This is a genomic window from Candidimonas sp. SYP-B2681, from assembly GCF_003971065.1.
In the GTDB taxonomy this organism is placed as follows: domain Bacteria; phylum Pseudomonadota; class Gammaproteobacteria; order Burkholderiales; family Burkholderiaceae_B; genus Pollutimonas.
The window spans coordinates 231,104-254,200 of record NZ_RYDV01000004.1 but is presented as its reverse complement, the minus strand read 5'-3'; the positions used below and the strand labels follow the sequence as shown (position 1 = coordinate 254,200).

Below are 23,097 nucleotides of genomic sequence, written 5' to 3'. Positions count from 1 at the left end.
GCATGGGCCAGGCATGGCCGGGGATAAGCTAGTGGGCACGGCCTGCTGGCGGTTTACGAGGGCATTGCGCGCCACCCCAGTTCGTTATGCAACCAGGCCGCGTAGCCGCTCATGTCTACCATGCCGACTTCTGCGCCGTCGACGCTACGCCAGTTATCGTGCCGCTCGATCAGGCTCTCGGTTTGCTGGCGGCGGCTGCGTCCCAGCTGTAAGTGATCATCTTGATAGTTGTACAGCAACGCGCCCCCGGCTTCGTGGATACTGCGGTCGCCGTCCTGCACGTAGCGCAGCAATGGGGAGCGCTCATCATGCAGAATGGGATTGGTCACCTCACGATCGGCTGCGGGCAACGCATCAAAGCGCAAAGAGGCGGCCCTTGCCTGCCATAGCATCCAGTTAAGTGCAACGTCAGCCAAGTCGCCCGCGGCGTCCGGCCGGTCCGAGGCATCGGCAAGAACGCCGCCGCCGATATCGCCATGCGCGCCTATAAAGGGCGCTTCGACGATATTGTCGCCCCGCGTGTCCGCTGCGCTTGTCAACGGAAATAGCCAGCGGTGCTCATGCAGCGCCACAGCGTGGGCCACCCACTCCCATGCCGGCGCGATCGTGAGGTCGTAATTGGCATTTTGCGATCCCGCCAAGCCGAACTGCGCCACGGTGTCGAAAAGGCCCATGAAGCGTAAATCTACGCATGCCGTGATCAGCCCGCGTAGCCTGTCGGTATACGAGAAAAACCCCTGGTTGACATGCTGGTTCACCAGATTGGCAAAATGCCGGGCCAACGCGGCGCCGCGGGAATAGCCGATGATGTCAATAGGAATATGGTCGTTCGGGCTCGGGCCTTCTTGCAGGGATGTCAGCAATGACTGCCACTGGGTTTCTACGATACGCGAGGCTTGCCAGGCGGTGACGGCGTCCCAATCCATTTGCGACGGATTGCCCGGGCCCGCGTGGTAGAAGACAGGTCCATCTTGATAGGTCTGGCTTAGCTTCCATACATTGGTCAGGTTCTGGGGGGCATTGCGCGTGCCATCGAAGGCAAACAGAAGCAGCCCCAGGGGGTCGACATAGCGCTTGGGCTGCTGCCTGGCGTAACCCAGCGCCTGGTTCAGTGGCACCGGCCCCAGCGGGTCCGGCTCGAGGTAGTCGCCAGACTGCGGCAGATAAGTGCGCAATACGTTGTCGTGCCAACCTGTGGCGGTGTCGAAGACCTGCCCAGGTAATCGAAGGTCGAAGGACAGATCGCCTGCTACGTGTTCGGCCTGTCCGGTGGGCGAGTAGCGAGCCAGCCAGCGTATGTTGCGCGAGGCGTCCGTCACAAGGCGGGGCGCGCCCGTGAGGTCGGCGTGCACCGCATAAAGCTGGAAGCCCGACGTAGCGCCAGCGGTGTAATCGATGATGCCGACGGGAACATGATGGGCGTAGATATAGCGGCGGCTGATACCGGGACTGGTTGAACCGATCTGGCTGAGACCGTCGAGGCTGGCGAAATCTTCCAGATTGCCTTTTTGGCGCTCGGCGCTTTCATGCGATTCGGCAACCACTTTGTTGTTAAGGTAGAAATAGTCTGTGCGGGCCTGTTTGCTGTGCCGGCTAATCCGGTGGCCAAAGGCGTTATGCGAATATCTTGCAACGTTTTCACCCTGCCGCTGAACGCCTGTCAGCCGACGGTTCGGGCCATAACGGAGCGTCGTGTTGTCAATCGCTAAAGGAAGTCCGGAGGGGTCGCGGCGCAGCGCAGGCTTGCTTGTGACGCCGTTTCTGCGGCTCGCGGCAAGCGCGCCGTCGGGGTTCCAGGCATACCAATATGTGTCGCGCGTGGCGTTACCGGTGTTTTGCGTTACAGCATCGTTCTGCGCGCCAATAAGCCTCGCCTTGTCGTCGTACGCGTAGCTCCAGAGCTCGCTGTGCGTGCTTGACGCATGGGATTGCCGCTCGAATTGCAGCCGCCCCTGCTGATCGTAATCATGGTGCTGAGTCCAAATGGGCCGGGCTCCATCGCTAAGGGTCAGTTCTTGCGCCTGCCCCTGCCGCCCCAGCAGGGTCTGTGCATGCAGGCCATTCCCGTAGCGGTAGCCGGCCAGGCCTGCAACGGTGTCGATGACCGTATGAATGCGACCTTGCGGATCGTGCCAGCTTACGCCGTGCAGCCGCGTATCGATGCCCCAACGGTAGTTCAGGCTTCCGCCTTCCGGTAAATGGTGGCGTACCAGACGGTGCTGGCTATCGTATTCGAACGATTCGGCGTAGGCCATTAAGCGATCTGTAAAGGGCGATCTGCGCGTGACTCGACGGCTGACCAGGCGGTTGTCGTCGTCGTATTGTCGCGATTCTGTTTCGTTGGGATGGGCGACTTGCACCAGCAATTTGCCGCGCCAACGTAGGACGGTTTCTTCTTCGCCGCGCGCATTTCTTTCGACCAGCCGAACGGGCCTTCCTTGCACGTCGTAGTGATAGTCAACCTGGTCGCCATTGGCAAAAACGCGATGAACCGGCAAGGGTCCTGGCTTGTAAGTAATTCGCTCGGTGCCCGTCGTGCTGGAACTCCACGAAGCTCGGTAGCCATTGGAATGGTAGCGCAAGACCAAACCTGGCCAACCGTCGGTTGTAGGCTCAAGCTGGCGTATCGCCCCGCTGGCGTCGCGTTGGATCAACGTGTTGTTGATTTCAATCAGGCGGCCTTGCGGGTCATAGCTGGCGCGGCTGCCCGGGGCGGCGCAGGTTGCGCATCCGGGCCCATCGACGCGGGTCAAGACATGGCGCCCAGCCTTGATGGCCGTTTCAAATGTGGTTTGTTGCCCGCCATTGTTCTTTATTACCGTAAGACCAGCTTGTGCTGGCGTGGCCGGCCGCACATACTGCAGCGAAATTTCTTCGGTCGAACCGAGGCGGCGGCTGGCCGAAGCAAGTACGGCGCGCCCTTGTCGGTCGTAGGCCCACCGGCTGATGCGTTGCTTTTGCTGCTGGTCGGCCGAGGCGACTTCGATGCCAGTCAAAGCGTTGTGATTGCCAGCCTGAAGTTCTGGTTCGTACAGGTAGTGGCGTTGCATGCCATCAGGCCGAATCAGCGTGATCAATTGCAGACGTTCAGGCCTTTCTTCAAGATGGGCACGGTAGTGGTATTGGAATCTTCCGAACGGCGAGTCGATGTGTTCAAGATAGGCCTTGCCGTCAACAATTCGGTACGCAAAGGAAAGGCTATGGCTTTGGCGATTGCTTACCTTTGCGATGGCCCCGGCGAGCGGCCCCGCTTGAACGTGACGTTCAATATCGAGCTGCAGATGCGGTCCGGCAAGAAGCCGTACCAGGAGGCCGCTGGTGTCGAACCATAATTCCCGGCCATTGGGCCAGGCCCAGACCCAGTGCTTCCCATTGAAGCGTAGCGTGCCGTGGGAATTGGGCACGGGCTGGTTTTGCGCAGACGCGAAATGGACGCGGCTGCCGTCAGCCTGGGCAATCTGCCAACTGCCGCCGGCGTGATGCAGCCTGGTGTCATACGAAAGGGTCCAGCCGGTGCCAAGAATTGAAGCGCGCCCGTCCAGGCCGTTATAGTGGCGCACAATTTCAATGCCAGGTAGATTTGGATTGGCGGGAAGGTCGGTTTCGAGTTGATATTTGTTTCCGGTGGCGACATTGATCGGATTGCCCGCAGCAAGGCTCAATCCGGGCTCGGGCGGCGCAGCGACGGCCATACCGCCGCTGGAACAGGGCTGGCCAAGCGGCGAGGGCCCGCAGGTGCCGGCCTGCTGGGCAAAGGCGGAAAACGGCATGGCGCACAAAAGCAGCATGACTGGCAATATTCGCAACATGGCGGCTCTTCCAGGGACTGAACCCTTCCATGTTGCCGCTTGGCAGCGCGCACAAGATAGAGTAGTGTATGAATGTGTCTACTGAGGGAAACCGAATATGCTAGTTGTCTTTCACTCTAAAGCCGCTGCCGAAGTGCTGATGTTTTCGAAACACGCGCTGCCCATACTTAAGGCCGCCGGCAAGCCTTACACCGATACGCTGCCTGAACGCGGCGTCATCACCCGCGACCAGCTCGACGCCGCGATCAAGGGTATAGAGCATGCGATTGCGGCGGACACCGAGTCCGAGTTTTCTGACGACAACGACGATAACGACACTAAAGAACACCCCATAGCACAGCCGGTAAGCTTCCGTCGACGGGCATTTCCTTTGTTGGCAATGCTGCGGCTTTCGCGTCAGGAAGACGCCGACGTGATATGGGAGCCGGCCCCAATCTGGTGATTTCATTTCGGATCGAAGCTGACGTGTAAGTTCCGCTTGCCTTACGCCAGTAAGGTCTGCCCGCGGCATTCACGCTTGATTCGGGAACGAAATAAGCCCAAGCCGCAATGTCATTTGACCGACATTCAAAACCGGGGCAATTGCGTACGCTGTTTGCGACTATTGTCCTGAATGTGATGAGCCCTGGAGCCGGTATGCGCAGTGTGGTGACGATTATTTTTAATCCGCGGCAACGCGTCGAACTCGCCGTCGACGTCGAACCCGGTGGTGCTGGCTCGGTGGCGGCACGGGAGTGGTTCGAAACAGCCTGGTCACGCCTGGGTTGCGAGCCATTGCGCGCCAGCGGAAAGGTCTTGATGCTGGACAAAATCCTGGGTGTTGCCGACGCCCTGGGTTATCTGGAATTGTCGAAATATGGCGACCTCGCGCAAGAGTTCGCCACGATGGCTGCCATGGCTCTTGAAAAGCCGTTGATTACGGTCGACTTACCGGGCTTGTCGGTGGGCTATTAGCGTATCCCGGCGCGCATGAACGACTGCACGAACTGCCGCTGGAATAACAAGAAGGCCACCAATAAAGGCGCCGCACTCAACAGTGTGGCGGCTGTAATGATGGACCAATCTATGCCCTGATCGGTCGACGCAAAAACCTGCAGGCCGACGGTCAGGGGTCGCGATTCCACCGAGTTGGTAATGATCAGCGGCCACAGAAAGTTATTCCAGTGATAGCTTACGGATACCAGGCCGTAGGCCACATAAATAGGCCGCGCCAGGGGCACATAAACCTTCATCAGAATCTGCCAGCGGCTGGCGCCTTCCACCCGCGCAGCCTCTTCGAGCTCACGAGGTACGGTCTTGAAGGTTTGGCGCAGAAGAAATATGCCGAAGGCCGAAGCAAAGTACGGCAGCCCCACGGCAAAAATGGTGTCGCGTACGCCCAGCCAGGACATCAGGCGATAATTTTCCACAATCAGCACGTCAGGCATGATCATCAGCTGCAGCAGGACCAGCATGAAGACGAAGTCACGTCCCTTGAATTCGAATCGTGCGAAGGCGTAGGCGGCGAGAGTCGACAGTATGAATTGCGCTACCAGCACCATGGTGACCAGGATGAAGGTATTTAGAAAATACCGGGCGAATGGAGCCGCGTTCCAGGCAGCCACAAAATTTTCCAGCGTAAGCGGCGCTGTCAGGTCAAAGTGGGTAGCGTAGGCCGAAGGATGGAAGGCGGCCCACACGGTGTAAGCAAGCGGCAGAAACCACACTATGCCGAGCAGCCAGGCGCCTATCGTATCGAGTTTATGTGTCATTGGTAATGTGTCCGGCGGTCTAGCCAGCGGAACTTCAGGAAGGCGGTCAGGGCCAATATCAGTAGCAAGACAACGGAAAGCGTTGCTGCATATGACGTGTCCCAGTAACTGAAGCCCGTTTCATAGATATAGAACAGCAACAGGGTGCTGGCGTTGTCCGGCCCGCCCTTGGTCATGACAAGCACATGATCGACCAGGCGGAAAGCATTGATCAAGGCATTGATCAATACAAAGAGCGTGGTCGGCATAAGCAGCGGCACCAATATGCGCCAGAAGTATTGCCAGCGCGACGCCCCTTCCAGCAGTGCCGCTTCGCGCAACGATGGCGAGATTTGCTGGAGCGCAGCTAGATAAAAAATCATGAAGAAGCCTGCTTCTTTCCAGATCGTTACCAGCATCAGGGCAGGCAGAGCCGTCGATTTATTGCCTAGCCAGTTCAAGCCCGGCAAGTTAAAGAAATGGGCAATTTGGTCAACCAGACCATATTGCGGGGTGTAAAAAAAGAGCCAGATGTTGGCTACCGCCACCATAGGCAAGATGGTAGGGGTGAAGTAGGCCATGCGCAAAAAACTGCGTCCCGCCAATTGGCGGTTCACCCATAGGGCCATAATCAATGCAATCGCCACCGACACAGGGATGGTGACGACGGCGTAGAGCAGGTTGTTCCACAATGCTTGCCAGAACACCGGATCATCGCGCATCGCCGCGTAGTTATCGATGCCCACGAATACTGCCGGGCGGTTGGCCTTGGGCGTGGAAAAGAAGCTGTGCCAGAGGGTGGCCAGGGCCGGATAGTGGGTAAAGGCGGCAAGTAAGACTAAGGCTGGCAGCAGAAGCAGCCAGCCGTAGACCGCGTTAAGCGATACTTTCATGCTTATTTATACGAGCGCAACAAACGGGTAGCCTCGCGCTGTGCATCTTTCATCGCCTGATCCGGTGTTTTGGCGTTGGTCAGGACCGCTTGAATATTGTCGTTGAGCAGCTTGGTGACGCGCTGATTATCATGCGTCGAGAACTCGGCCACACTGACTTCCAGCTGGTCACGCGCCACCGCGGCTGCCGGGACTTCCTTGACATACTTTTTCATTGGCTCGGTTTCCCATGCTGCCGGGCTTACCGCGACATAGCCGGTATCAATGCTCCATGCGGCAGCATTTTCTGGGCTGGTCATCCACTTCACGAACGAGTAAGCGGCTTTTTGCTGTTCGGGTGTGGCCGATTTGAACAGGTAGAAGTTACCGCCGCCAGTTGGGCTACCCCCACGCTTGGCTTTGGGCATTGGCGCCACGCCAAAGTCGAATTTGGCGTTCTTCAAAATGTTGGTCAGGTTGCCTGTGGTAGTCCACATCATGGCTGTCTTGCCCACCAAAAAGTCTTTGGGCGTGGTGCCCCAGTCTATGGTGCCAGTGGGCATGACCTTGTGCTTGTAGGCCAGATCGTGCCAATACTGCAAGGATTCGATAACGGCTGGCTTGTCCAGGTAGACTTCGTTTCCAGCTTCATTCATTAGCATGGCGTCGTTAGGAGTCGTCAACGCCTGGAACAGCCAGTATGCAAAGCTGCCGCCCGACGGGATCTCGATGCCCCACTGCGTTACTTGCCCAGCACTGTCCTTCTTGGTCAGTTTCTGTGCATGGGTGACCAGCTCGTCCCAGCTTGCCGGAGGGGTATTGGGGTCCAGGCCGGCGGCTTTGAACAAGTCCTTGTTGTAGTACATCACGATGGTGGAGCGCTGAAATGGGATGCCCCAGGTCTTGCCGCCGGTTTGGCTGTTCGCCATGAAGCCTTTGTAGAAGCCGCCAAGCCACTTCTTGTCCGAATCCGACTGCACCAGCGGATCAAACGGAACGACAGCGCCTTCGTCGATCAGGGTGAACATGTCGGTGGACAGCAGGACGGCCAATTGCGGGGCGTTGCCGCCTTTATGGGCGGTCAGCGCCTTGGCGACTGAGTCCTGGTAAGAACCTGCGTATACGGACTTGATCTTGATGTCGGGATGGCTTTGCTCGAACTTTTCCACCATGCCGTCGACAATCTTGGTGATGGGGCCCCCGACTGCGACGGGGTAATAGAATTCAATCTCGACCGGCTTGGCTTGCGACCAGGCCGGAGCGGCGCAAAAAGCACCGGCAAGTCCGACTGCAAGGGCTTTTAACAGAGTACGTCGCATGGTGTTTTCCTATCAAGAAATAGAGGGCGTGCGCGGCAGCGCTTTACCCGAGGCGTCAAAAAAATGTTGTTGGCCAGAATTCCAATGCAGCTTGATCTGGTCTCCCGGATTGGCGCGCACATGGCCGGCCGCCCGAACAGCAATACCGGTGTTCTGGCCGACTTTGCAAATAACGATGGAGTCCGCGCCGAAGTATTCGACGGTTTCTACGAGTGCACCAACGTTTCCACTGGCATTGATGGCGATGTGTTCCGGTCGCAGTCCCAGCTTGACGGCACCGCTTGGAATATTGCTAATGGCCGTGCCGCCGCAGCCAGAGATCTGCTGGGTCCGGGGATCCAGCGCCAGCAGGTTCATGGGCGGGGTGCCGATGAAACGCGCTGAAAATTCTGACACCGGATTGGCATAAAGCATGTCGGGGGTATCGTTCTGTTCAATTTTTCCGCCATTCAGCAGTACCACCCGGTCCGCCATGCTCATGGCCTCGGTCTGATCGTGTGTGACGTACACCATGGTGATGCCCAAGGTCTGCTGCAGCGCACGTATCTCGCGGCGCATTTCATGGCGTAATTGCGCGTCGAGGTTGGATAAGGGTTCGTCCATGAGGCACACCGGTGCCTCGGAAATGACAGCGCGGCCCAATGCCACCCGTTGCTGCTGACCGCCCGATAACTGCGAAGGCTTGCGCTCCAGCAATTTTTCCAGGCCCAGCAGGCTGGCTACGTGCTTAAGGCGGGGCTCACGCTCGGCGGCCGGTTCCTTGCGGACTTTGAGGCCGAATAATATGTTTTCCTTCACCGACAGATGCGGGAACAACGCATACGACTGAAACACCATGGAAATCTTGCGCTTTGATGGCGGCAGTTCGGTGACATCGTTGCCTCCGATATGAATGCGCCCTGAAGTCGGATCATCCAGTCCGGCGATCATCCTGAGCGTGGTCGATTTGCCGCAACCGGAGGGCCCCAGCAAAACGGTAAAGGTTCCCGCGTCCACCGTGAAGCTGACCCGGTCGACCGCGGGCGGCGCGTCGCCATACTGCTTGCAAATAGTATCCAGAGAAATAGAAGACATAGTTAAAAAGGGTAGGGCCCTGGAAAGTCGCCAATAACGGCATGATGCGTCACCAGCCCGCTGGCACCGTAATGATGCAAGTGATAGCCCGGCGGCTCAAAATTGAAGTGAAGTTCGGCGGGGTCAGCCAGATCCAGCACGATTTGATGTGCTGTGCCCGGGCAGGTTGACGCTATGGTGTTTCCTACTCGACACACAATCGTGCGATGCAGATGGCCGCATAACACGCGTTCGATATTTCGATACGGAGCAATGATGTCGACGAAGGCCTCGCGTCCCTTGAGCAAACCCAGCTCGTCCATCAGCTTGATGCCGGTCTCGAATGGCGGGTGGTGCATCAGGATTAGCGTTGGACGATCTGTCTGCTGTGCCAGGGTATCGGCCAGCCACTTCAACCGGTCCGCACAAAGCTCGCCATGACCATGCATGGGAACCGTCGTATCCAACGCCACAATGCGCAATGGCCAGGACTCGGCGGTATATTGAATAAACGGCGTACCGGTATCGAGGTAGCTGTGGTCGTCAAATACGGCGCGCAGGTTTTCGACGCTGTCATGGTTGCCCGGAATGACCAGATACGGAATGTGCAGTGCGTCCAGCAGTGGCTTCAGAATTAGATACTCTTGCTTCGTGCCCCGCTCGGCAAGATCCCCGGTGACTACGACCAAGTCTGGACGCGGATTCAGGGCATTCAAGGCTGCTACGCATTGCGCGAGGTGTCGGTCGGGTTTGATCAGATCTTTGTTTTTGCCTTCGCTCTGAATATGCAGGTCGCTGATTTGAGCAATTAACATGGTTTGTCCCCCTTGAGTCATGGTGTGACCGCGTTGTTCGCTACTCAAAAGCCCCTCCGGTATTCGTCTTTGTATGAAAACGATTTCATATTAGACATGAAGTGTTGCATCTTGATTACAGTGTTTTCCCTATGCCTGGTTTTATGGGAAGATTGGATGGTTTCTTATGACGTGGGGCCGCTGCGGTGGCTCGGCTTACGGTCCGCGTGATCGGTTCGGCGCCCTGCGCGCCGAACGCCGCATCGCCTTGCTCGTCCGCCCCTACGGGCTCCCTTCGCCTACGGCTCGCTCGACCCCGAACGTCCCTTCAGCCGATCCACCGCAGCGGCCCCACTGCAGAAGGTCAGCGCTTCCCATCTTCGCGCCGTATTGTGTGCCAGGCATTTTTGCGTGGTGGCCGGAGAAACAAAACATTTGTCAGGGCCGCCCAAATAGCGATCCCCTGCGGATCGCTATTTGGGCATTCACGCCCCGGATGTTGGAGGATGTTTTGTTGCTCGCGATGGCGCCGATAGGGTCCGCGCTTTGGCTTGACCAAGCGCCTTGTCATAGGTCGGTTCAGAGACCGCATTGCCAATGATGCTGCCGGCCTGTGCACCTTGGCCTATTCGCGTCGCGCTGTCCAGCCGCGTCGTCCCGGGGTTCGGTGGAGCGAGATAGCTCAGTACCCACACAAAAAGATCTAAATCCCTTCGCTCGACCCATCCCGACGCCATGCGCGTCCCGGCAGGCGGGACGCGCATGGCGAGCGTACTCGTTCTTTTCAATAAATCGGTGTGCCGGCAAGAAGGCCAAGGACGCAATCCGTCCCCGCGTCCTTCCACTATTCAGGGATGCAGTTGTGGAGTGGGTGGTGGGGGCAGGCGGGCCTTTCGGGGCCGAGCAAGCCGTACGCGAAGGGAGCCCGCAGGGGCGGACGAGCAAGGCGATGCGGAGTTCGGCGCGCGGGGCGCCGAACCGGTCACGCTGGCCCGGCTGGCCCCACCACCCACTCCACAACGTCTACAGAAAGACGGGAAGGTTCTGCAGGTATCTGATTCGCAGAACTACTGCATATTGAATGTCTACAGAAAGAAAGGAAACACTCTGCAGTCATTCGATCCGTATCCACGTAAACACACAGAAGCCACAAAGGTAGCGGAAAGAAACGCCAAGCAGCGTATCAATCCGCATGAACCTAGCTACGAAAACTACGCAGACGCCACCGCATCAGCCCGCACATGAACCGAATGACGATTCACAGCCCCCAAGATCGCCAGGAACGACGCCGTCACAATATCCCCATGGATGCCAACCCCAAAACCGGTAGCAGAATCACCCACCCGCAGCTCAACATAACAAGCCGCACGCGTATCCGTACCCATGCCAATGGCGTGCTCGTGATAATCCATAATTCGGACCCCAGCATCCAGCGCATCAACAAACGCTGAAATCGCACCGTCGCCATGGCCTACCAGATTGCGAACCTCGCCGTCGTCTTCCACCTCAACCTCGATCGAAAACTGCTGACCGCTCTGAGCCTTCGGATTCCCCGTAATACGGTGGCGTATCAGCTTCAGCGGTTTATCGCGGTCCAGATACTCTTCGCTGAACACGTCAAACACCTTGGCCGCCGTCACCTCCGCGCCCGTTTCATCGGTAACCCGCTGAATCGCGCGGCTAAACTCGATTTGCAGGCGGCGCGGCAATACCAGCCCGTGCTCTTGCTCGAGCAAATACGATACGCCGCCCTTGCCCGACTGGCTGTTGACGCGGATGACTGCATCGTAGTTGCGTCCCAGATCGGCTGGATCGATCGGCAAATACGGCACTTCCCACAATGCGTCGGGTTGCTGTTGGGCAAAGCCTTTCTTGATGGCATCCTGGTGCGAGCCCGAGAATGCCGTAAAGACCAAGTCGCCAGCATAAGGATGGCGCGGATGTACCGGCAACTGATTGCAGTATTCGACGCAGCGGCGCACTTCATCGATGTCGGAGAAGTCCAGGCCCGGGTGTATGCCCTGGGTATAGAGGTTCAGCGCCAGGGTGACCAAGTCTACGTTGCCTGTGCGTTCGCCACTGCCAAACAAACAGCCTTCGATGCGGTCGGCCCCTGCCATTACGGATAATTCAGCGGCGGCGACAGCGGTGCCCCGGTCATTGTGCGGATGCACGCTAAGGACAATGCAATCGCGCTGGTTCAGGTTGTTATGCATCCATTCGACCTGGTCCGCGTACATATTGGGTGTAGTGGTCTCGATCGTGGCCGGCAGATTGAAAATGATCTTTGATTCCGGCGTCGGCTGCCACACCTCGGTAACGGCATTACATACTTCCAATGCAAACTCGGGCTCGGTGGTGCTGAATACTTCTGGAGAGTACTCATAGCGCCAGGAAGTCTCGGGATGTTCGCTCATGCATTGCTTCACCAGGCGCGTACCTTCCAGTGCGATCTCTTTGACTTCGTCCTTGCTCATGTTGAAGACGATTTTTCGGAACGCCGGGGCGCACGCGTTGTACAGGTGGACGACGGCCTGCTTGGCGCCTGCGGCTGACTCGACGGTACGTCGGATCAAATCCTCGCGAGCCTGTGTCAGTACGATAATCGTCACGTCGTCTGGAATTCGGTCTTCTTCAACCAGCTTGCGCACGAAATCGAAGTCGGTCTGCGACGCCGATGGAAAACCCACTTCGATTTCCTTGAAGCCGATTTTTACCAGTTGCTCGAAAAAGCGCAATTTGCGCTCAACGCTCATGGGTTCGATCAACGATTGGTTGCCATCGCGCAGATCGGTGCTCATCCAGATAGGGGGATGAGTAATGGTCTTGCTTGGCCACGTGCGCTCGGAAAAGTCACGCGCGAACGGCACGAACGGACGGTATTTGTCTGAAGGATTGGAAATCATGGGACACCTGTTTGATATGGATAGTATCTGACGCAATCACCGGAGCATCTGGGACAAAGCTCTTGGGTACACAATAACGGTGATATGGAAAATGTGGCTGAAACTGGGCTGCCGAACTGCCACGAGACGCTAGGTCCGGCAACCGATCGGTAGTAGCAGCGATAGCGCGAGCGACGACAAGAGAATGCGCGAAGGATCGCGTAGAACACGTAACGCCGATCCGGCAGCGCGGCTGCGGGATACGGTGTTATGAGGAAAAGCGTGTTCGGTCGTCATAGGTGATAGTCAACCATATTTTCAACAAATAGGCAACTTTTATTGATCCGACGCGGGGATCACAGGCACGTCGATCAATACCGAATGGCGTCGCGCAAGGGTGATTTTGGCGGCCCGGCCGCTGCGCAATTCGTGCACCGCCCGTTGCAGATCGCCTACGGTAATGGGGTTACGACGGTCGTGCCATGCCCACCGCAAGACTTCCAGCGCCGGCTCGGACAAGTTCCGCGATAGCATCGCGATGGTGTCTTCGCTGACATGCCTCATGCGTGCACGTTGCTGAATGCTTTGTACAAACCCATACAAAAAATAAGCAATAATAAGGGTGCACAGCGCCACGATCGCCCACCAGAAAAACGGGTTGTATTGTTTAATCAGCGCAATGGTTTGCACACCGAGCGCATGTAGACCGCTATAGTCGAGATCTCGGCCGAAGGCAACAAGCCGGTTCAGCAGTTGATACCAAACGAGGGCCACCAAGATGACAACCACGACGCACAAGATTTTTTGCGTGGCGGTCAGCTTTAGTAAAGTATTGCGTAACAACGAAATGTCTTGGCGGGTGGGCTGTTGAGTATTTGCTTTCATATAACTTATTTTAACTATGCAATCGCGTCAGTCATTAGAACTTCGGCAGAATCAGCAGCTGGCCTTGACGCCTCAGCTGCAGCAATCGATACGATTGTTGCAGTTATCGGCTCAAGAGCTGGAGCTGGAACTGGCTCAGGCCCTGCTTGATAATCCTATGCTCGAGGACGAGGAAGAGTATGACATCGATGTTGTCGATACGGTAGCCGACGAGGCCCAGGAACAGGACGAACGTTGGCCGCTTTTAAGTTCTGCCAACCGTGCCAGCAATAATAGTGCTGACGACGAACAAGCGCGCCCTGAATCTGCGCTAACCGAAACTTTGCAAGACCATCTGTTGCAACAGTTGCATGTCACGCATGCGCCGCCGCGCGACTGCGCTCTGATCACCTTGTTGATCGACGAACTCGATCAAAACGGTTATTTGCCCACTTCGTTGGACGATATTCTCGAATACCTTCCGGTGGAACTCGACGTTGACATCGACGAACTACAAACGGCCCTGCGTTTGCTGCAGTCCTTCGATCCGCCTGGTGTGGCGGCGCGATCATTGTCTGAATGCCTTTGTCTGCAGTTGAATCACTTACAAGCGGTTGCCGAAACGCCGCTGCCTGCAGACATTGTCGCGTGCGCCACGCAAATTGCGCGGGATCATTTAGGCATTCTGGCCTCGGGAAATTTGAACCGTCTACGAGATGCGCTGTCATGCACCCAGCATACCTTGCGTGCAGCCCATACTTTGTTGCTGCAGCTGGAGCCCAGGCCGGCCCGCAATTGGGCCATTGCTACGGCCGATTACGTGACACCGGATGTGTTGATTCGCAAAGTAAAAAGCCGATGGCAGGCTAGTCTGAATCCTGCCGTCGTGCCGAAATTGCGAATCAATGCAGTCTATGAAAGCCTGCTGGCAAAGGCTCCAGTGGCTCCCGCGATGCAGGGGCAACTGCAGCAGGCGCATGGGTTTATTAAAAGCACGAATCAGCGTTTTGTCACCATTATGCGGGTCACACAGGCGATTGTGGATCGCCAGCAAGACTATTTCGAGCATGGGGTTCGCGCGATGCGGCCGTTGCTATTGCGAGACATTGCGCAAGAACTCGAACTGCACGAATCGACCATTTCACGCGCCACGCGCCAGAAATTTTTGCAGTCGCCATGGGGCGTTATCGAGCTGAAGCGTTTTTTCGGCGCGGCGTTGCAAACCGACGACGGGGAGACAACCTCCGCCACAGCGGTGCGTTCGCTAATCCTTAAGCTCGTAGGGGAAGAATCCAGCAAGAAACCTTTGTCGGACAGCCAGATTGCCATTCGCCTGGCTGAGCAGGGGGTGGTTATTGCGCGGCGTACCGTTGCCAAATACCGCGAGGCGGCCGGTATCGAACCCGCTATTTTACGGAAAGCCCGGGCGGCACTGGAAACCCCTTAATCGGAAGGGTAATGAAGCGATCTATCGCGATCGCGTAAAAATTTGTTAGCCTGGATTGATTTTTATTCGATCCTGGATGATAATTATTCTCATGTTCATTTGTATCTGCAATGCGATCACAGAGCGCCAGGTTCAGTCGGCTGTGGCCGATGGCGCCATCACTATGTCCGATTTGCAAGCTCGGCTTGGGGTCGCGACAAGTTGCGGCTGTTGCGCCGAGACCGCCGAAGAATATTTGCCCGGTGGTCGGTATGCCGGCCAGGCGACCGTTCGCCAGGAAGCCGGTACGCCCGTATTGAATGCCGCGAATGATTCCGGCTTGGTGACGATAGTCGAAACGATGGTTGCAGTATCGGTTCGGCGCGCCTGATTCGCCAGATAACCATCTAGCGGATCCTCCTGCTTATCCCACTATTTCCCCCAACGCGGCATTCTGCCGCGGTTCATGGCTGCGTCCCTGTAAAGAATTGTCCAATGTGGGCCCAAGCGCACTGGAAAGTCGGTGTCGCGTAATTCTGCAGCAAGGTGGTGGACGAAAACTCCGCTTTCAAAATACCCTGGTAAAGCTGAAAATATCGGACCGGCATGGTAGCCTTATACGCCAACATATGGTGCCTGCGGTACCTAGACACCCAGGCGCCCGCTATCGGTACTGCTATCGATCTTCACCTTGCTCAGGAGTATGGACATGAAAGGCGACAAAACCGTTATTCAGTATTTGAATGCGCAGCTTAAAAATGAACTTACCGCAATCAACCAGTATTTTCTACATGCCCGCATGTTGGATCACTGGGGTCTGAATAAATTGGGCAAGCATGAATACGACGAGTCAATTGGGGAAATGAAGCACGCCGATCGCTTGATGGAGCGGATTTTCATGCTGGATGGTCTGCCTAATCTGCAAGATTTGCACAAGCTCTTGATAGGTGAGAACGTTCCTGAGATTTTGTCCTGTGATCACCGGCTGGAAAGCGGCGCGCAGGAAACGGTGAAGGAAGCCATCGCCTATTGCGAATCGGTTCGTGATTACGTGTCGCGCGATTTGTTTCAGGACATCCTGAACGATACTGAAGAGCACATCGATTGGCTGGAAACCCAAATGGAGCTGGTACAAAAAGTGGGGCTGCAAAATTACCTGCAATCCCAAATGGGCGAATTAAGCGACTGATCGCGCTGTGCGCGGCGCCCCCATGCACGACGTATCGTAGGGGCGTCCCTTAGAAACTTTTTGCCGGGCAGTCGCGTGTGCGTCCCCAGGCGTTATTGGGTTCGCAATACTTATTGCGTGCGGCCCACGCGCAGCTAGGGCGATCAAAGAAGCTTTGAGCACTACAGGCTTGCAAGTCCTGGCGCAGGCTGGCTTGCCATGCTGGATTGCTAGGAGCAGCAGCGGGCTGCGGTTCTGGAGCGGGCGGCGGCGGTGCCACTTCGATGGGCTGTAAGCCTTGCTGGGCAACGTTGTAGCCGTTGTCACCGAGTCCCAAGTCGCCGACGTCGGCAATCCCATGAAACCCTTGATTCCCCGAAGCGGCAATTTGCACGGCCTCGTCCATGGTGATGGTTGTGGTGGCAAGCGCTATCGTAGAATTTGACTTGGTTTCGTCCAGTGATTTCGCAGGTATCTCCCAGGCGATTTGAGGCGTTTCGCTCGGCACGCCGAGCTGACCGTTCATGAGAGGCTGGGGCGGCTGCGCCACATAGGGCAGACCATTGGCGTCAAGCACTGGTACGGTTGAGAGCTCGGGGGGTTCCTCGATGACCGGTGCCACCGGGCCGTGCGCGACGAGCCAGTCGCCTAATCGAATCCCACCCCAGGCTGAAGCACCTGCGGCTACTAGTAGTATTACAAAGATGAAACGCCAGGACATTATTACCCTCTGTCTGGGAAAGGAAGCCCGGTAAATAAGCTGGACACTTTGGAAAAACGTATAAGGCTGACTGAGCGCTTATGCATTTTGTCCAAAGACCTGGCCACCGTGCTCGCGCATGGCATGGAATTCCACACCGGGATACAGTTCTTGCGCTACCCGCAATTGAGCTGGCGAACTTGCCAAGAAAGCAACGGCATCGACAACATCATAGGCGATGTTTGCCGCGTTGGCATCCATGAATTTTCGCAAGATTTTAGGGTCCGAGGCTGTAATCCAACGTGCCATGTTGTAACGCGATGGCATTAGCCGGGCGTCTACCCCATACTCTGTTTTCAGCCTGTGGGCGACGACTTCGAACTGAAGTTGTCCCACGGCGCCTAGCAGCAACGAGCCGCCGGCTGCTTCTGGGCGGAAAACCTGAATCGCACCTTCTTCACCCAATTGGGTCAAGCCGACCCGCAATTGCTTGGTACGCATGGGATCTTTGACTTCGACTGCCTGGAAAAGTTCGGGTGCGAAAAAGGGGAGCCCGGTGAACTGAAGGGTTTCGCCTTCCGTCAGCACATCACCCAGTTGCAGGACGCCGTGGTTCGGGATGCCGATCACGTCACCGGCATAGGCCTCATCCAACAGCTCTCGCCGCTGTGACAGGAAAGAAACGACGTTGTTCGGGCGCATTTCTTTGCCAGTGCGCGATACTTTCAGGCGCATGCCCCGATCGAAGCGACCGGAGCTCACGCGTACGAAAGCCACGCGGTCCCGATGGGCCGGATCCATATTGGCCTGTACTTTGAATACGACACCGCTGAATTTTGGCTCGTCGGGTTTGACTTCACGTTGCAAGGCCATGCGTGCGCCAGGTCTCGGAGCAAGGTCTACCAAGGCATCCAGAACTTCCTGGACGCCGAAGTTATTGATGGCGGAGCCAAAGAATACGGGTGTCTGTCTGCCAGCGAGAAATTCTGCCGCGTCAAAGGCCGGCGCGGCGGCATTGATAAGTTCGATCTCTTCATTGGCCTTGACGAAAGCATCGCCAAAGCGCTCTGCGATGATCGGATTGTCCAGCCCGTCGATCAGATCATCGTGGTCGGCCCGGCGCTCTTGCCCGGCGCGGAAAACGCGCATGCGATTCCTGCGGATATCGAAGACGCCGCCAAACGAACGACCCATGCCGACCGGCCATGAAAAGGGGACAGCGTCCATGCCCAAGTGCCCCTCGATCTCGGACAGGAGGTTTAGCGGCTCCTGTACTTCGCGGTCGAGCTTGTTGATGAACGTAATAATGGGCGTGTTTCGTGCCCGGCATACTTGCAGCAGGCGTATCGTTTGCGGTTCGACGCCATTGGCAGCGTCGATGACCATTAGCGCGGCATCGACCGCAGTCAGCACCCGATAGGTATCTTCAGAGAAATCCTGGTGTCCCGGGGTATCGAGCAGGTTGATTACGCAGTCGCGATATTCCATCTGCATGACCGAGGAGGCCACGGAAATTCCCCGTTGTTTCTCAATTTCCATCCAGTCTGACGAGGCATGACGACTGGCTTTACGCGCTTTCACGCTTCCGGCAATCTGGATCGCCCCTGCGAACAGCAGGAGTTTTTCTGTCAGGGTGGTTTTGCCCGCGTCAGGGTGGGAAATAATGGCAAATGTGCGTCGCCGCGCGACTTCTTGGGAAATGCTCATAGTTTTATTTTAGCGTCTGTTATCACAGGAGCCGGAAACGGGCCGCCATGACGTGCAGCACAGGATTCACTTATGATGACTGAACGAGGCCAGCACCGTGCCGGCCAATATGAATAGAGCACCAAATGTACGATTGACCCAGCGAATGTGCCGGGGACTGCGCAATAGCCGCAATATGCGGGAAGCCAGGGTGGTGTAGCAACCCATGGCAACCAGATCGGTAAAGCACAGCGTCGCCGCTATTACAACATACTGGATTGCCAAGGGCTGCGACAAATCCAGGAATTGCGGGACTACTGCCAGCAAGAATACCGAACCTTTGGGATTGGTGATATTGATCAGGAGCCCGCGCAGAATCAGTTCACGGATAGTAGAGCGAGTGGCTTGACTGGATTCGACCGCGACCGGAGCGGCATCGGTGCGAAACTGTTTGTAGCCCAGATAAATCAGGTAGGCCACGCCCAACCACTTCACTACCGCAAATGCCACTTCCGACGCGGCGAGCAGGGCGCCGAGCCCTACCGCGACCACGATGAACTGTATCAAAATACCCAGGATCAGCCCGACTGTCGTCCAGTAACCGCGTCGAAAGCCATACTTTAGTCCCGAGGCCATGGCTGAAATGGCGCCAGGGCCGGGCGAAAACGAAATCGCCCACGATGCGGCAAAGAAAGCGAGCCAGGTAGATAAGGACATGAAGTTCAGCCAGCCAGAATGGGATTGGCGAAATAATACGCCTTATTTTCCCAAGAGAGCCGGGCGTTGTCCGCCTGTGGTCCGGCTTGGGGCGCTGCGATGGCGTGGCTGGCCTGCCGAAGACGGGGCGCCCGCAGGTCGTGCGGATGCCGCAGGTCGGCCAGCACCGCCTTCAGGACGGGGGCTGGGTGCGCGGCGAGAATCACCGGAGCGTCCCGCGGGCCGGGCGCCAGCGCCATTGCTGCCGGTTTTGCGAGGTGCGTTCGAGCGGCGGTGCACGCGGTCGTCGTCGGCACGTACATGTGCCGGTTCGGCCTTGACCATATCGGCCGACCAGCCTGCAATGGTGGTGCGCTCGATAGGCCGTTTGATGACTTTCTCGATGGCGGTCAGTAGCTTGATTTCAGTGCGGTCGACCAAGGACAAGGCGGAACCTTCACTGCCGGCACGGCCTGTGCGGCCGATGCGATGCACGTAGTCTTCGGGGACGTTGGGCAGTTCGAAATTGACGACATGCGGCAATTGGTCGATATCGATACCGCGGGCGGCGATATCGGTCGCCACCAGAACAGCCACCTTGCCGTCCTTGAAACCAGCCAGTGCGCGGGTGCGTGCAGCCTGGCTCTTGTTGCCGTGTATCGCGGCAGCAGCCAGACCGTCCTTGACGAGTTTCTCAGCCAGGCGATTGGCGCCATGCTTGGTTCGCGTGAAGACAAGAACCTGGTGCCAGCCGCTTTCGCGGATGATGTAGCTGAGCAGGTCGCGTTTGTGCGACTGTTCGGTCATGACCATCGTCTGCGTGACGAGCTCGGAAGCCGTGTTGCGGGTGGCAACCGAGATCTCGATAGGATTGTTCAGCACACCCTTGGACAATTCGCGGATTTCATCCGAGAACGTCGCCGAGAACAGCAGATTTTGACGGTTGCGTGGCAGCAGCGAAATAATGCGGCGAATATCGCGAATGAAACCCATGTCCAGCATGCGGTCGGCTTCGTCCAGGACCAGTATCTCTACAGCAGACAAGTCCACTGTTTTTTGTTGCGCATGGTCCAGCAGGCGGCCAGGGGTGGCGACCAGTATGTCCAGCGGCTTGCGCAAGGCGTTGATTTGCGGATTAATGTTAACGCCGCCGAACATCACCATGGATCGGATCGACGTGTGCTGGCTATAAGCGCGCACGGATTCTTCGACCTGGGCTGTTAATTCGCGGGTTGGGGTCAAAATCAGCACACGTGGCTGACCTGCCTTGCGGGTTTGTGCCGGCGTTTGCAGCAGACGATGCAGGATGGGCAGCGTAAAACCCGCGGTTTTGCCAGTGCCTGTTTGTGCAGCAGCCAAAAGGTCTCCACCCAACATGACTTGCGGGATGGCTTTTGCCTGGATAGGGGTGGGATGTACGTAGCCAGTATCTGTAATGGCACGCAAAAGGGGTTCCGCCAGCCCTAAGGAGGCAAATGTAATTTCGGTATTCAAGAATTAACTCCAGCGACAGCCCATCGCTCGAGTTGAGAGATACCAATCTAGGCAGACGATAAAAGAAATTGAGAGCAAAAAGCTCAGGCAAGGCAAGAATAGCTTTGCAAGACACGTGTTGACTGGTGCGACACGTAATCTAGCATTATATCGCAGATGCCCGCGCTTTGGAAGATCGGTTCCTGATTCAACGCCATTGCGGTAATTTGCGGTAAATTGAGCATTATTATTTTTCCCGGGTTTGCCATGATAAAACGTCTACTGTTACTTGTTCTTCTTCCTTGCCTTTCAGTAGTGTTGGCCGGCTGCGGGTATAACGATATCCAGCGCCTGGACGAGCAAGTGAAGACCGCGTGGTCTCAAACCTTGAATCAGTACGAGCGCCGTGCCGAGCTCGTACCTAAACTGGTCAACTCAGTGAATGCCTACATGGTCAATGAACGGGCTGTCCTGACGCAGGTCACAGAAGCTCGAGCAAAGGTGGGCAGTATTCAGATAAATGCCAACGATCTTGAAAACCCGGAATTGATGGCGCGCTTCAACGAAGCGCAGGGGCAATTGACTTCGGCGCTGTCGCGACTGATCGCGGTATCGGAAAATTATCCGCAACTGAAAAGCGATGGCCTTTTTCGTGACCTGATGACGCAGCTGGAAGGAACCGAGAATCGCATCGCCACCGAACGCGGGCGCTATGTCCAGGCCGTGCAAGAGTACAACCTTATCGTGCGCCAATTCCCCACCCTGATCACGGCCAAGATTTTCGGCTATCGCACCATCGAAAATTACGGCGTGGCCAAGCAAGACCAAATCACCAAAGACCCAGAGGTCAAGTTCTCCTTGCCCGAACCCGCTAAATCGTAAAGCCATTGGGCCGGGCCGGCACAGTGCCCGGCGTCAGATAGCTGGTTAATAGGACTAGGGATGAACGCTGCTACATATGTTGGTCTATACGGTGATAAGGGCTGGGGCTCAAACTCCAGCCTCGTCCGGATGTTGGGGACGATTTTCCTCGCCATCGTATTTGGGTTATTGATGCCGCCGCCTGCATTGGCGGTTTCAGCCCCGGTGCCAGCGCTAACCAATTGGGTTACCGACAAAACCGGAACGCTCGATTCAAATACTCGAAGCCATTTAAGCCAGATCCTGGCGGATCTCGAGAAACGCAAGGGCGCACAAATTGCCGTCCTGATTGTTCCCACGACGGGCGAAGACACTATCGAAAGTTATGCCCGGCGGGTCTTTGACCAGTGGCGTCTGGGACGCAAAAAGGTGGATGATGGCATTCTGTTTGTGGTCGCAAAAGACGATCGGCATCTGCGCATCGAAGTCGGATATGGCTTGGAAGGCGCCGTGCCCGATCTGCTCGCCGGCCGGATTATTCGTGAACAGGTCACCCCCCGCTTCAAGCAAAACGACTACGCCGGTGGCATTACCGCAGGGGTGGAAAGCCTGGCAAAGCTGGTCGATGGTGAGCCATTGCCTGCGCCGGTCGCCAGCAACAGCGCCGATAGCATTGACGAATCACCAGCGATCATGCTGCTCCCGCTGGCCGTCATGACCTTCTTTATGCCCGCTGCTTTCGCGGCCTTTGCGGTCGGCGTCTTCGTTTTTCTTATGTTCGGCAGTTTTGGCTACAGTCTGCTGGCGGCGCTCGTTGCTTTCATATTAAGCAGCATAGGTCGCAAATTCGGTGCGGGTGGCCGTAGCAGTTCGGCCCGAGCGTCGCGGCGCGGCGGCGCAATCGGCGGATTGGGGGGCGGATTTGGCGGCGGCTTCGGTGGAGGTTTTGGCGGCGGCGGCGGCGGTGGTGGTGGTATGGGCGGCATGGGTGGCGGGGGAGGAGGCAGCGGTGGCGGCGGGGCCTCCGGCAGCTGGTGAACGCTCGTCGCACGATTAACCCATAGCAAAATAGCCTGCGCTGAGCGCTAAATTTAAGATCGGAATAAGGAGCAGCTGTGCGTCAAGTCGGGGCAAAGTGGAAACAAGTTACCGGTTGGGCCAGTATCGAGGGTCAATGGTTGCGTCGCAAGCACTTCTCCTCGGATGTACTGGCGCAAATTGCCGAACGAATCAAGAAAGGTGAACTTGATCACACCGGTGAGCTAATGGTTGCCATAGAAGCCATTAGCCCGCCCCACGAACGCAATAGTCACTTGCGGGCATTGGAAGTGTTCGGGCGTCTTCGGGTATGGGATACGCCCTTGAATACTGGGGTGCTGTTGTATTTGGCGCTGGATAAACATCGTATCGAGATCATCGCCGATCGTGCCGTGGCCGCTCCGGATGAGTTATGGGTCCAGGTCTGTGATCAGTTGCAGGCTCGCCTGCACCATAAAGATTACGCGGGCGGCATTCTGGCAGCGATCGACAGTATCGAGGCCATACTGCGTACTCGTTGCCCGCCTTTACCGGAAGGCCAGGCCCACACCAACGATTTGCCAGATGAGCTGGTGTTGATGTAAAGGGATTAAAACGCGGCTGGCGCGAGGCTGTCCGAAATTGTGCGTTCGTTCAGGGGTTTGGTCGTTTCGGGTCTATTGTTCTTGGATCTGCTCGCTCTCGGGTTTCTTAAGAGCCGTCGTGCCTGGGGCTGGGTGCGCT

Annotated in this window: 21 protein-coding genes; 9 read left to right on the top strand and 12 right to left on the bottom strand. The window is 56.8% G+C overall.

Features of this window, described 5'->3' with window-relative positions; genetic code table 11:
• Positions 1-53: 53 nt before the first annotated feature.
• On the bottom strand, positions 54-3,809 hold the full coding sequence (locus tag EKL30_RS10690; protein WP_126707211.1) for a phospholipase effector Tle1 domain-containing protein: 3,756 nt from the start codon (positions 3,807-3,809) through the stop codon (positions 54-56).
• Between the two features lie 97 nt (positions 3,810-3,906).
• Here EKL30_RS10690 and EKL30_RS10685 point away from each other — a divergent pair, with 97 nt between their 5' ends.
• On the top strand, positions 3,907-4,251 hold the full coding sequence (locus tag EKL30_RS10685; protein WP_126707210.1) for a DUF1840 domain-containing protein: 345 nt from the start codon (positions 3,907-3,909) through the stop codon (positions 4,249-4,251).
• A gap of 194 nt (positions 4,252-4,445) precedes the next feature.
• On the top strand, positions 4,446-4,763 hold the full coding sequence (locus tag EKL30_RS10680) for a hypothetical protein (protein ID WP_126707324.1): 318 nt from the start codon (positions 4,446-4,448) through the stop codon (positions 4,761-4,763).
• Here EKL30_RS10680 and EKL30_RS10675 read toward each other — a convergent pair.
• From EKL30_RS10675 to EKL30_RS10655, 5 genes are read right to left on the bottom strand one after another with little or no spacing between them, the layout of a single operon-like run.
• Positions 4,760-5,560 carry a carbohydrate ABC transporter permease gene (locus EKL30_RS10675; RefSeq protein ID WP_126707209.1) on the bottom strand — a complete coding sequence of 267 codons (801 nt, stop codon included), beginning with the start codon at positions 5,558-5,560 and terminating at the stop codon, positions 4,760-4,762. The genes EKL30_RS10680 and EKL30_RS10675 overlap by 4 nt on opposite strands.
• On the bottom strand, positions 5,557-6,432 hold the full coding sequence (locus EKL30_RS10670) for a carbohydrate ABC transporter permease (RefSeq protein WP_126707208.1): 876 nt from the start codon (positions 6,430-6,432) through the stop codon (positions 5,557-5,559). The genes EKL30_RS10675 and EKL30_RS10670 overlap by 4 nt, the downstream gene beginning before the upstream one ends.
• Before the next feature lie 2 nt (positions 6,433-6,434).
• Positions 6,435-7,730, bottom strand: a complete 1,296-nt coding sequence (locus tag EKL30_RS10665; protein WP_126707207.1) for an ABC transporter substrate-binding protein — start codon at positions 7,728-7,730, stop codon at positions 6,435-6,437.
• Positions 7,731-7,742: 12 nt separating this feature from the next.
• On the bottom strand, positions 7,743-8,804 hold the full coding sequence (locus EKL30_RS10660) for an ABC transporter ATP-binding protein (protein WP_126707206.1): 1,062 nt from the start codon (positions 8,802-8,804) through the stop codon (positions 7,743-7,745).
• Between the two features lie 2 nt (positions 8,805-8,806).
• The gene (locus tag EKL30_RS10655) at positions 8,807-9,598 is read right to left on the bottom strand and encodes a phosphodiesterase (RefSeq protein ID WP_126707323.1); all 792 of its coding nucleotides are present in this window, start codon (positions 9,596-9,598) and stop codon (positions 8,807-8,809) included.
• Between the two features lie 741 nt (positions 9,599-10,339).
• Between EKL30_RS10655 and EKL30_RS10645 the strand changes: the two genes are divergently transcribed.
• A complete protein-coding gene (locus EKL30_RS10645) occupies positions 10,340-10,822 on the top strand; it encodes a hypothetical protein (RefSeq protein ID WP_126707204.1) in 483 nt (160 codons plus the stop codon).
• Here EKL30_RS10645 and leuA read toward each other — a convergent pair.
• Positions 10,789-12,483, bottom strand: a complete 1,695-nt coding sequence (gene leuA / locus EKL30_RS10640; protein ID WP_126707203.1) for a 2-isopropylmalate synthase — start codon at positions 12,481-12,483, stop codon at positions 10,789-10,791. The two genes, EKL30_RS10645 and leuA, sit on opposite strands and share 34 nt — an antisense overlap.
• 315 nt (positions 12,484-12,798) lie before the next feature.
• The gene (locus tag EKL30_RS10635) at positions 12,799-13,347 is read right to left on the bottom strand and encodes a hypothetical protein (protein ID WP_126707202.1); all 549 of its coding nucleotides are present in this window, start codon (positions 13,345-13,347) and stop codon (positions 12,799-12,801) included.
• A gap of 16 nt (positions 13,348-13,363) precedes the next feature.
• On the opposite strand from EKL30_RS10635, the gene rpoN reads away from it, so the two are divergent.
• From rpoN to bfr, 3 genes are all read left to right on the top strand, one after another.
• Positions 13,364-14,773: an RNA polymerase factor sigma-54 gene (rpoN, locus tag EKL30_RS10630; RefSeq protein ID WP_126707201.1), complete on the top strand. Its 1,410-nt coding sequence runs from the start codon at positions 13,364-13,366 to the stop codon at positions 14,771-14,773.
• A 91-nt stretch (positions 14,774-14,864) separates the two neighbouring features.
• Positions 14,865-15,143: a bacterioferritin-associated ferredoxin gene (locus tag EKL30_RS10625; protein ID WP_126707322.1), complete on the top strand. Its 279-nt coding sequence runs from the start codon at positions 14,865-14,867 to the stop codon at positions 15,141-15,143.
• Between the two features lie 318 nt (positions 15,144-15,461).
• The gene (bfr, locus tag EKL30_RS10620) at positions 15,462-15,941 is read left to right on the top strand and encodes a bacterioferritin (protein WP_126707200.1); all 480 of its coding nucleotides are present in this window, start codon (positions 15,462-15,464) and stop codon (positions 15,939-15,941) included.
• A gap of 49 nt (positions 15,942-15,990) precedes the next feature.
• On the opposite strand, the gene EKL30_RS10615 is transcribed toward bfr, so the two are convergent.
• The 4 genes from EKL30_RS10615 to EKL30_RS10600 form a co-directional block, all read right to left on the bottom strand.
• Positions 15,991-16,641 (bottom strand): hypothetical protein, encoded by a 651-nt coding sequence (locus EKL30_RS10615; RefSeq protein WP_126707199.1) that lies wholly within the window; start codon positions 16,639-16,641, stop codon positions 15,991-15,993.
• Positions 16,642-16,719: 78 nt separating this feature from the next.
• On the bottom strand, positions 16,720-18,327 hold the full coding sequence (locus EKL30_RS10610) for a peptide chain release factor 3 (RefSeq protein WP_126707198.1): 1,608 nt from the start codon (positions 18,325-18,327) through the stop codon (positions 16,720-16,722).
• 66 nt (positions 18,328-18,393) lie between these two features.
• Complete coding sequence (locus tag EKL30_RS10605) at positions 18,394-19,023, bottom strand: LysE family transporter (protein ID WP_126707197.1); 630 nt, start codon at positions 19,021-19,023, stop codon at positions 18,394-18,396.
• Between the two features lie 42 nt (positions 19,024-19,065).
• Positions 19,066-20,496, bottom strand: a complete 1,431-nt coding sequence (locus EKL30_RS10600; protein WP_126707196.1) for a DEAD/DEAH box helicase — start codon at positions 20,494-20,496, stop codon at positions 19,066-19,068.
• A gap of 246 nt (positions 20,497-20,742) precedes the next feature.
• Between EKL30_RS10600 and EKL30_RS10595 the strand changes: the two genes are divergently transcribed.
• The 3 genes from EKL30_RS10595 (at position 20,743) to EKL30_RS10585 (ending at position 22,958) form a co-directional block, all read left to right on the top strand.
• On the top strand, positions 20,743-21,357 hold the full coding sequence (locus EKL30_RS10595) for a LemA family protein (RefSeq protein ID WP_126707195.1): 615 nt from the start codon (positions 20,743-20,745) through the stop codon (positions 21,355-21,357).
• Between the two features lie 60 nt (positions 21,358-21,417).
• Positions 21,418-22,374, top strand: coding sequence for a YgcG family protein (locus tag EKL30_RS10590; protein ID WP_233583012.1), 957 nt, complete (start codon positions 21,418-21,420; stop codon positions 22,372-22,374).
• 77 nt (positions 22,375-22,451) lie between these two features.
• Positions 22,452-22,958: a TPM domain-containing protein gene (locus tag EKL30_RS10585; RefSeq protein WP_126707194.1), complete on the top strand. Its 507-nt coding sequence runs from the start codon at positions 22,452-22,454 to the stop codon at positions 22,956-22,958.
• The last annotated feature ends 139 nt before the right edge of the window (positions 22,959-23,097 follow it).

Coding starts and splice junctions, on each gene's coding strand:
- EKL30_RS10690 (WP_126707211.1), bottom strand. CDS start 3,809: ATGTTGCGAATATTGCCAGTCATGCTGCTTTTGTGCGCCATGCCGTTT.
- EKL30_RS10685 (WP_126707210.1), top strand. CDS start 3,907: ATGCTAGTTGTCTTTCACTCTAAAGCCGCTGCCGAAGTGCTGATGTTT.
- EKL30_RS10680 (WP_126707324.1), top strand. CDS start 4,446: ATGCGCAGTGTGGTGACGATTATTTTTAATCCGCGGCAACGCGTCGAA.
- EKL30_RS10675 (WP_126707209.1), bottom strand. CDS start 5,560: ATGACACATAAACTCGATACGATAGGCGCCTGGCTGCTCGGCATAGTG.
- EKL30_RS10670 (WP_126707208.1), bottom strand. CDS start 6,432: ATGAAAGTATCGCTTAACGCGGTCTACGGCTGGCTGCTTCTGCTGCCA.
- EKL30_RS10665 (WP_126707207.1), bottom strand. CDS start 7,730: ATGCGACGTACTCTGTTAAAAGCCCTTGCAGTCGGACTTGCCGGTGCT.
- EKL30_RS10660 (WP_126707206.1), bottom strand. CDS start 8,804: ATGTCTTCTATTTCTCTGGATACTATTTGCAAGCAGTATGGCGACGCG.
- EKL30_RS10655 (WP_126707323.1), bottom strand. CDS start 9,598: ATGTTAATTGCTCAAATCAGCGACCTGCATATTCAGAGCGAAGGCAAA.
- EKL30_RS10645 (WP_126707204.1), top strand. CDS start 10,340: ATGGCGAGCGTACTCGTTCTTTTCAATAAATCGGTGTGCCGGCAAGAA.
- leuA (WP_126707203.1), bottom strand. CDS start 12,483: ATGATTTCCAATCCTTCAGACAAATACCGTCCGTTCGTGCCGTTCGCG.
- EKL30_RS10635 (WP_126707202.1), bottom strand. CDS start 13,347: ATGAAAGCAAATACTCAACAGCCCACCCGCCAAGACATTTCGTTGTTA.
- rpoN (WP_126707201.1), top strand. CDS start 13,364: ATGCAATCGCGTCAGTCATTAGAACTTCGGCAGAATCAGCAGCTGGCC.
- EKL30_RS10625 (WP_126707322.1), top strand. CDS start 14,865: ATGTTCATTTGTATCTGCAATGCGATCACAGAGCGCCAGGTTCAGTCG.
- bfr (WP_126707200.1), top strand. CDS start 15,462: ATGAAAGGCGACAAAACCGTTATTCAGTATTTGAATGCGCAGCTTAAA.
- EKL30_RS10615 (WP_126707199.1), bottom strand. CDS start 16,641: ATGTCCTGGCGTTTCATCTTTGTAATACTACTAGTAGCCGCAGGTGCT.
- EKL30_RS10610 (WP_126707198.1), bottom strand. CDS start 18,327: ATGAGCATTTCCCAAGAAGTCGCGCGGCGACGCACATTTGCCATTATT.
- EKL30_RS10605 (WP_126707197.1), bottom strand. CDS start 19,023: ATGTCCTTATCTACCTGGCTCGCTTTCTTTGCCGCATCGTGGGCGATT.
- EKL30_RS10595 (WP_126707195.1), top strand. CDS start 20,743: ATGATAAAACGTCTACTGTTACTTGTTCTTCTTCCTTGCCTTTCAGTA.
- EKL30_RS10590 (WP_233583012.1), top strand. CDS start 21,418: ATGAACGCTGCTACATATGTTGGTCTATACGGTGATAAGGGCTGGGGC.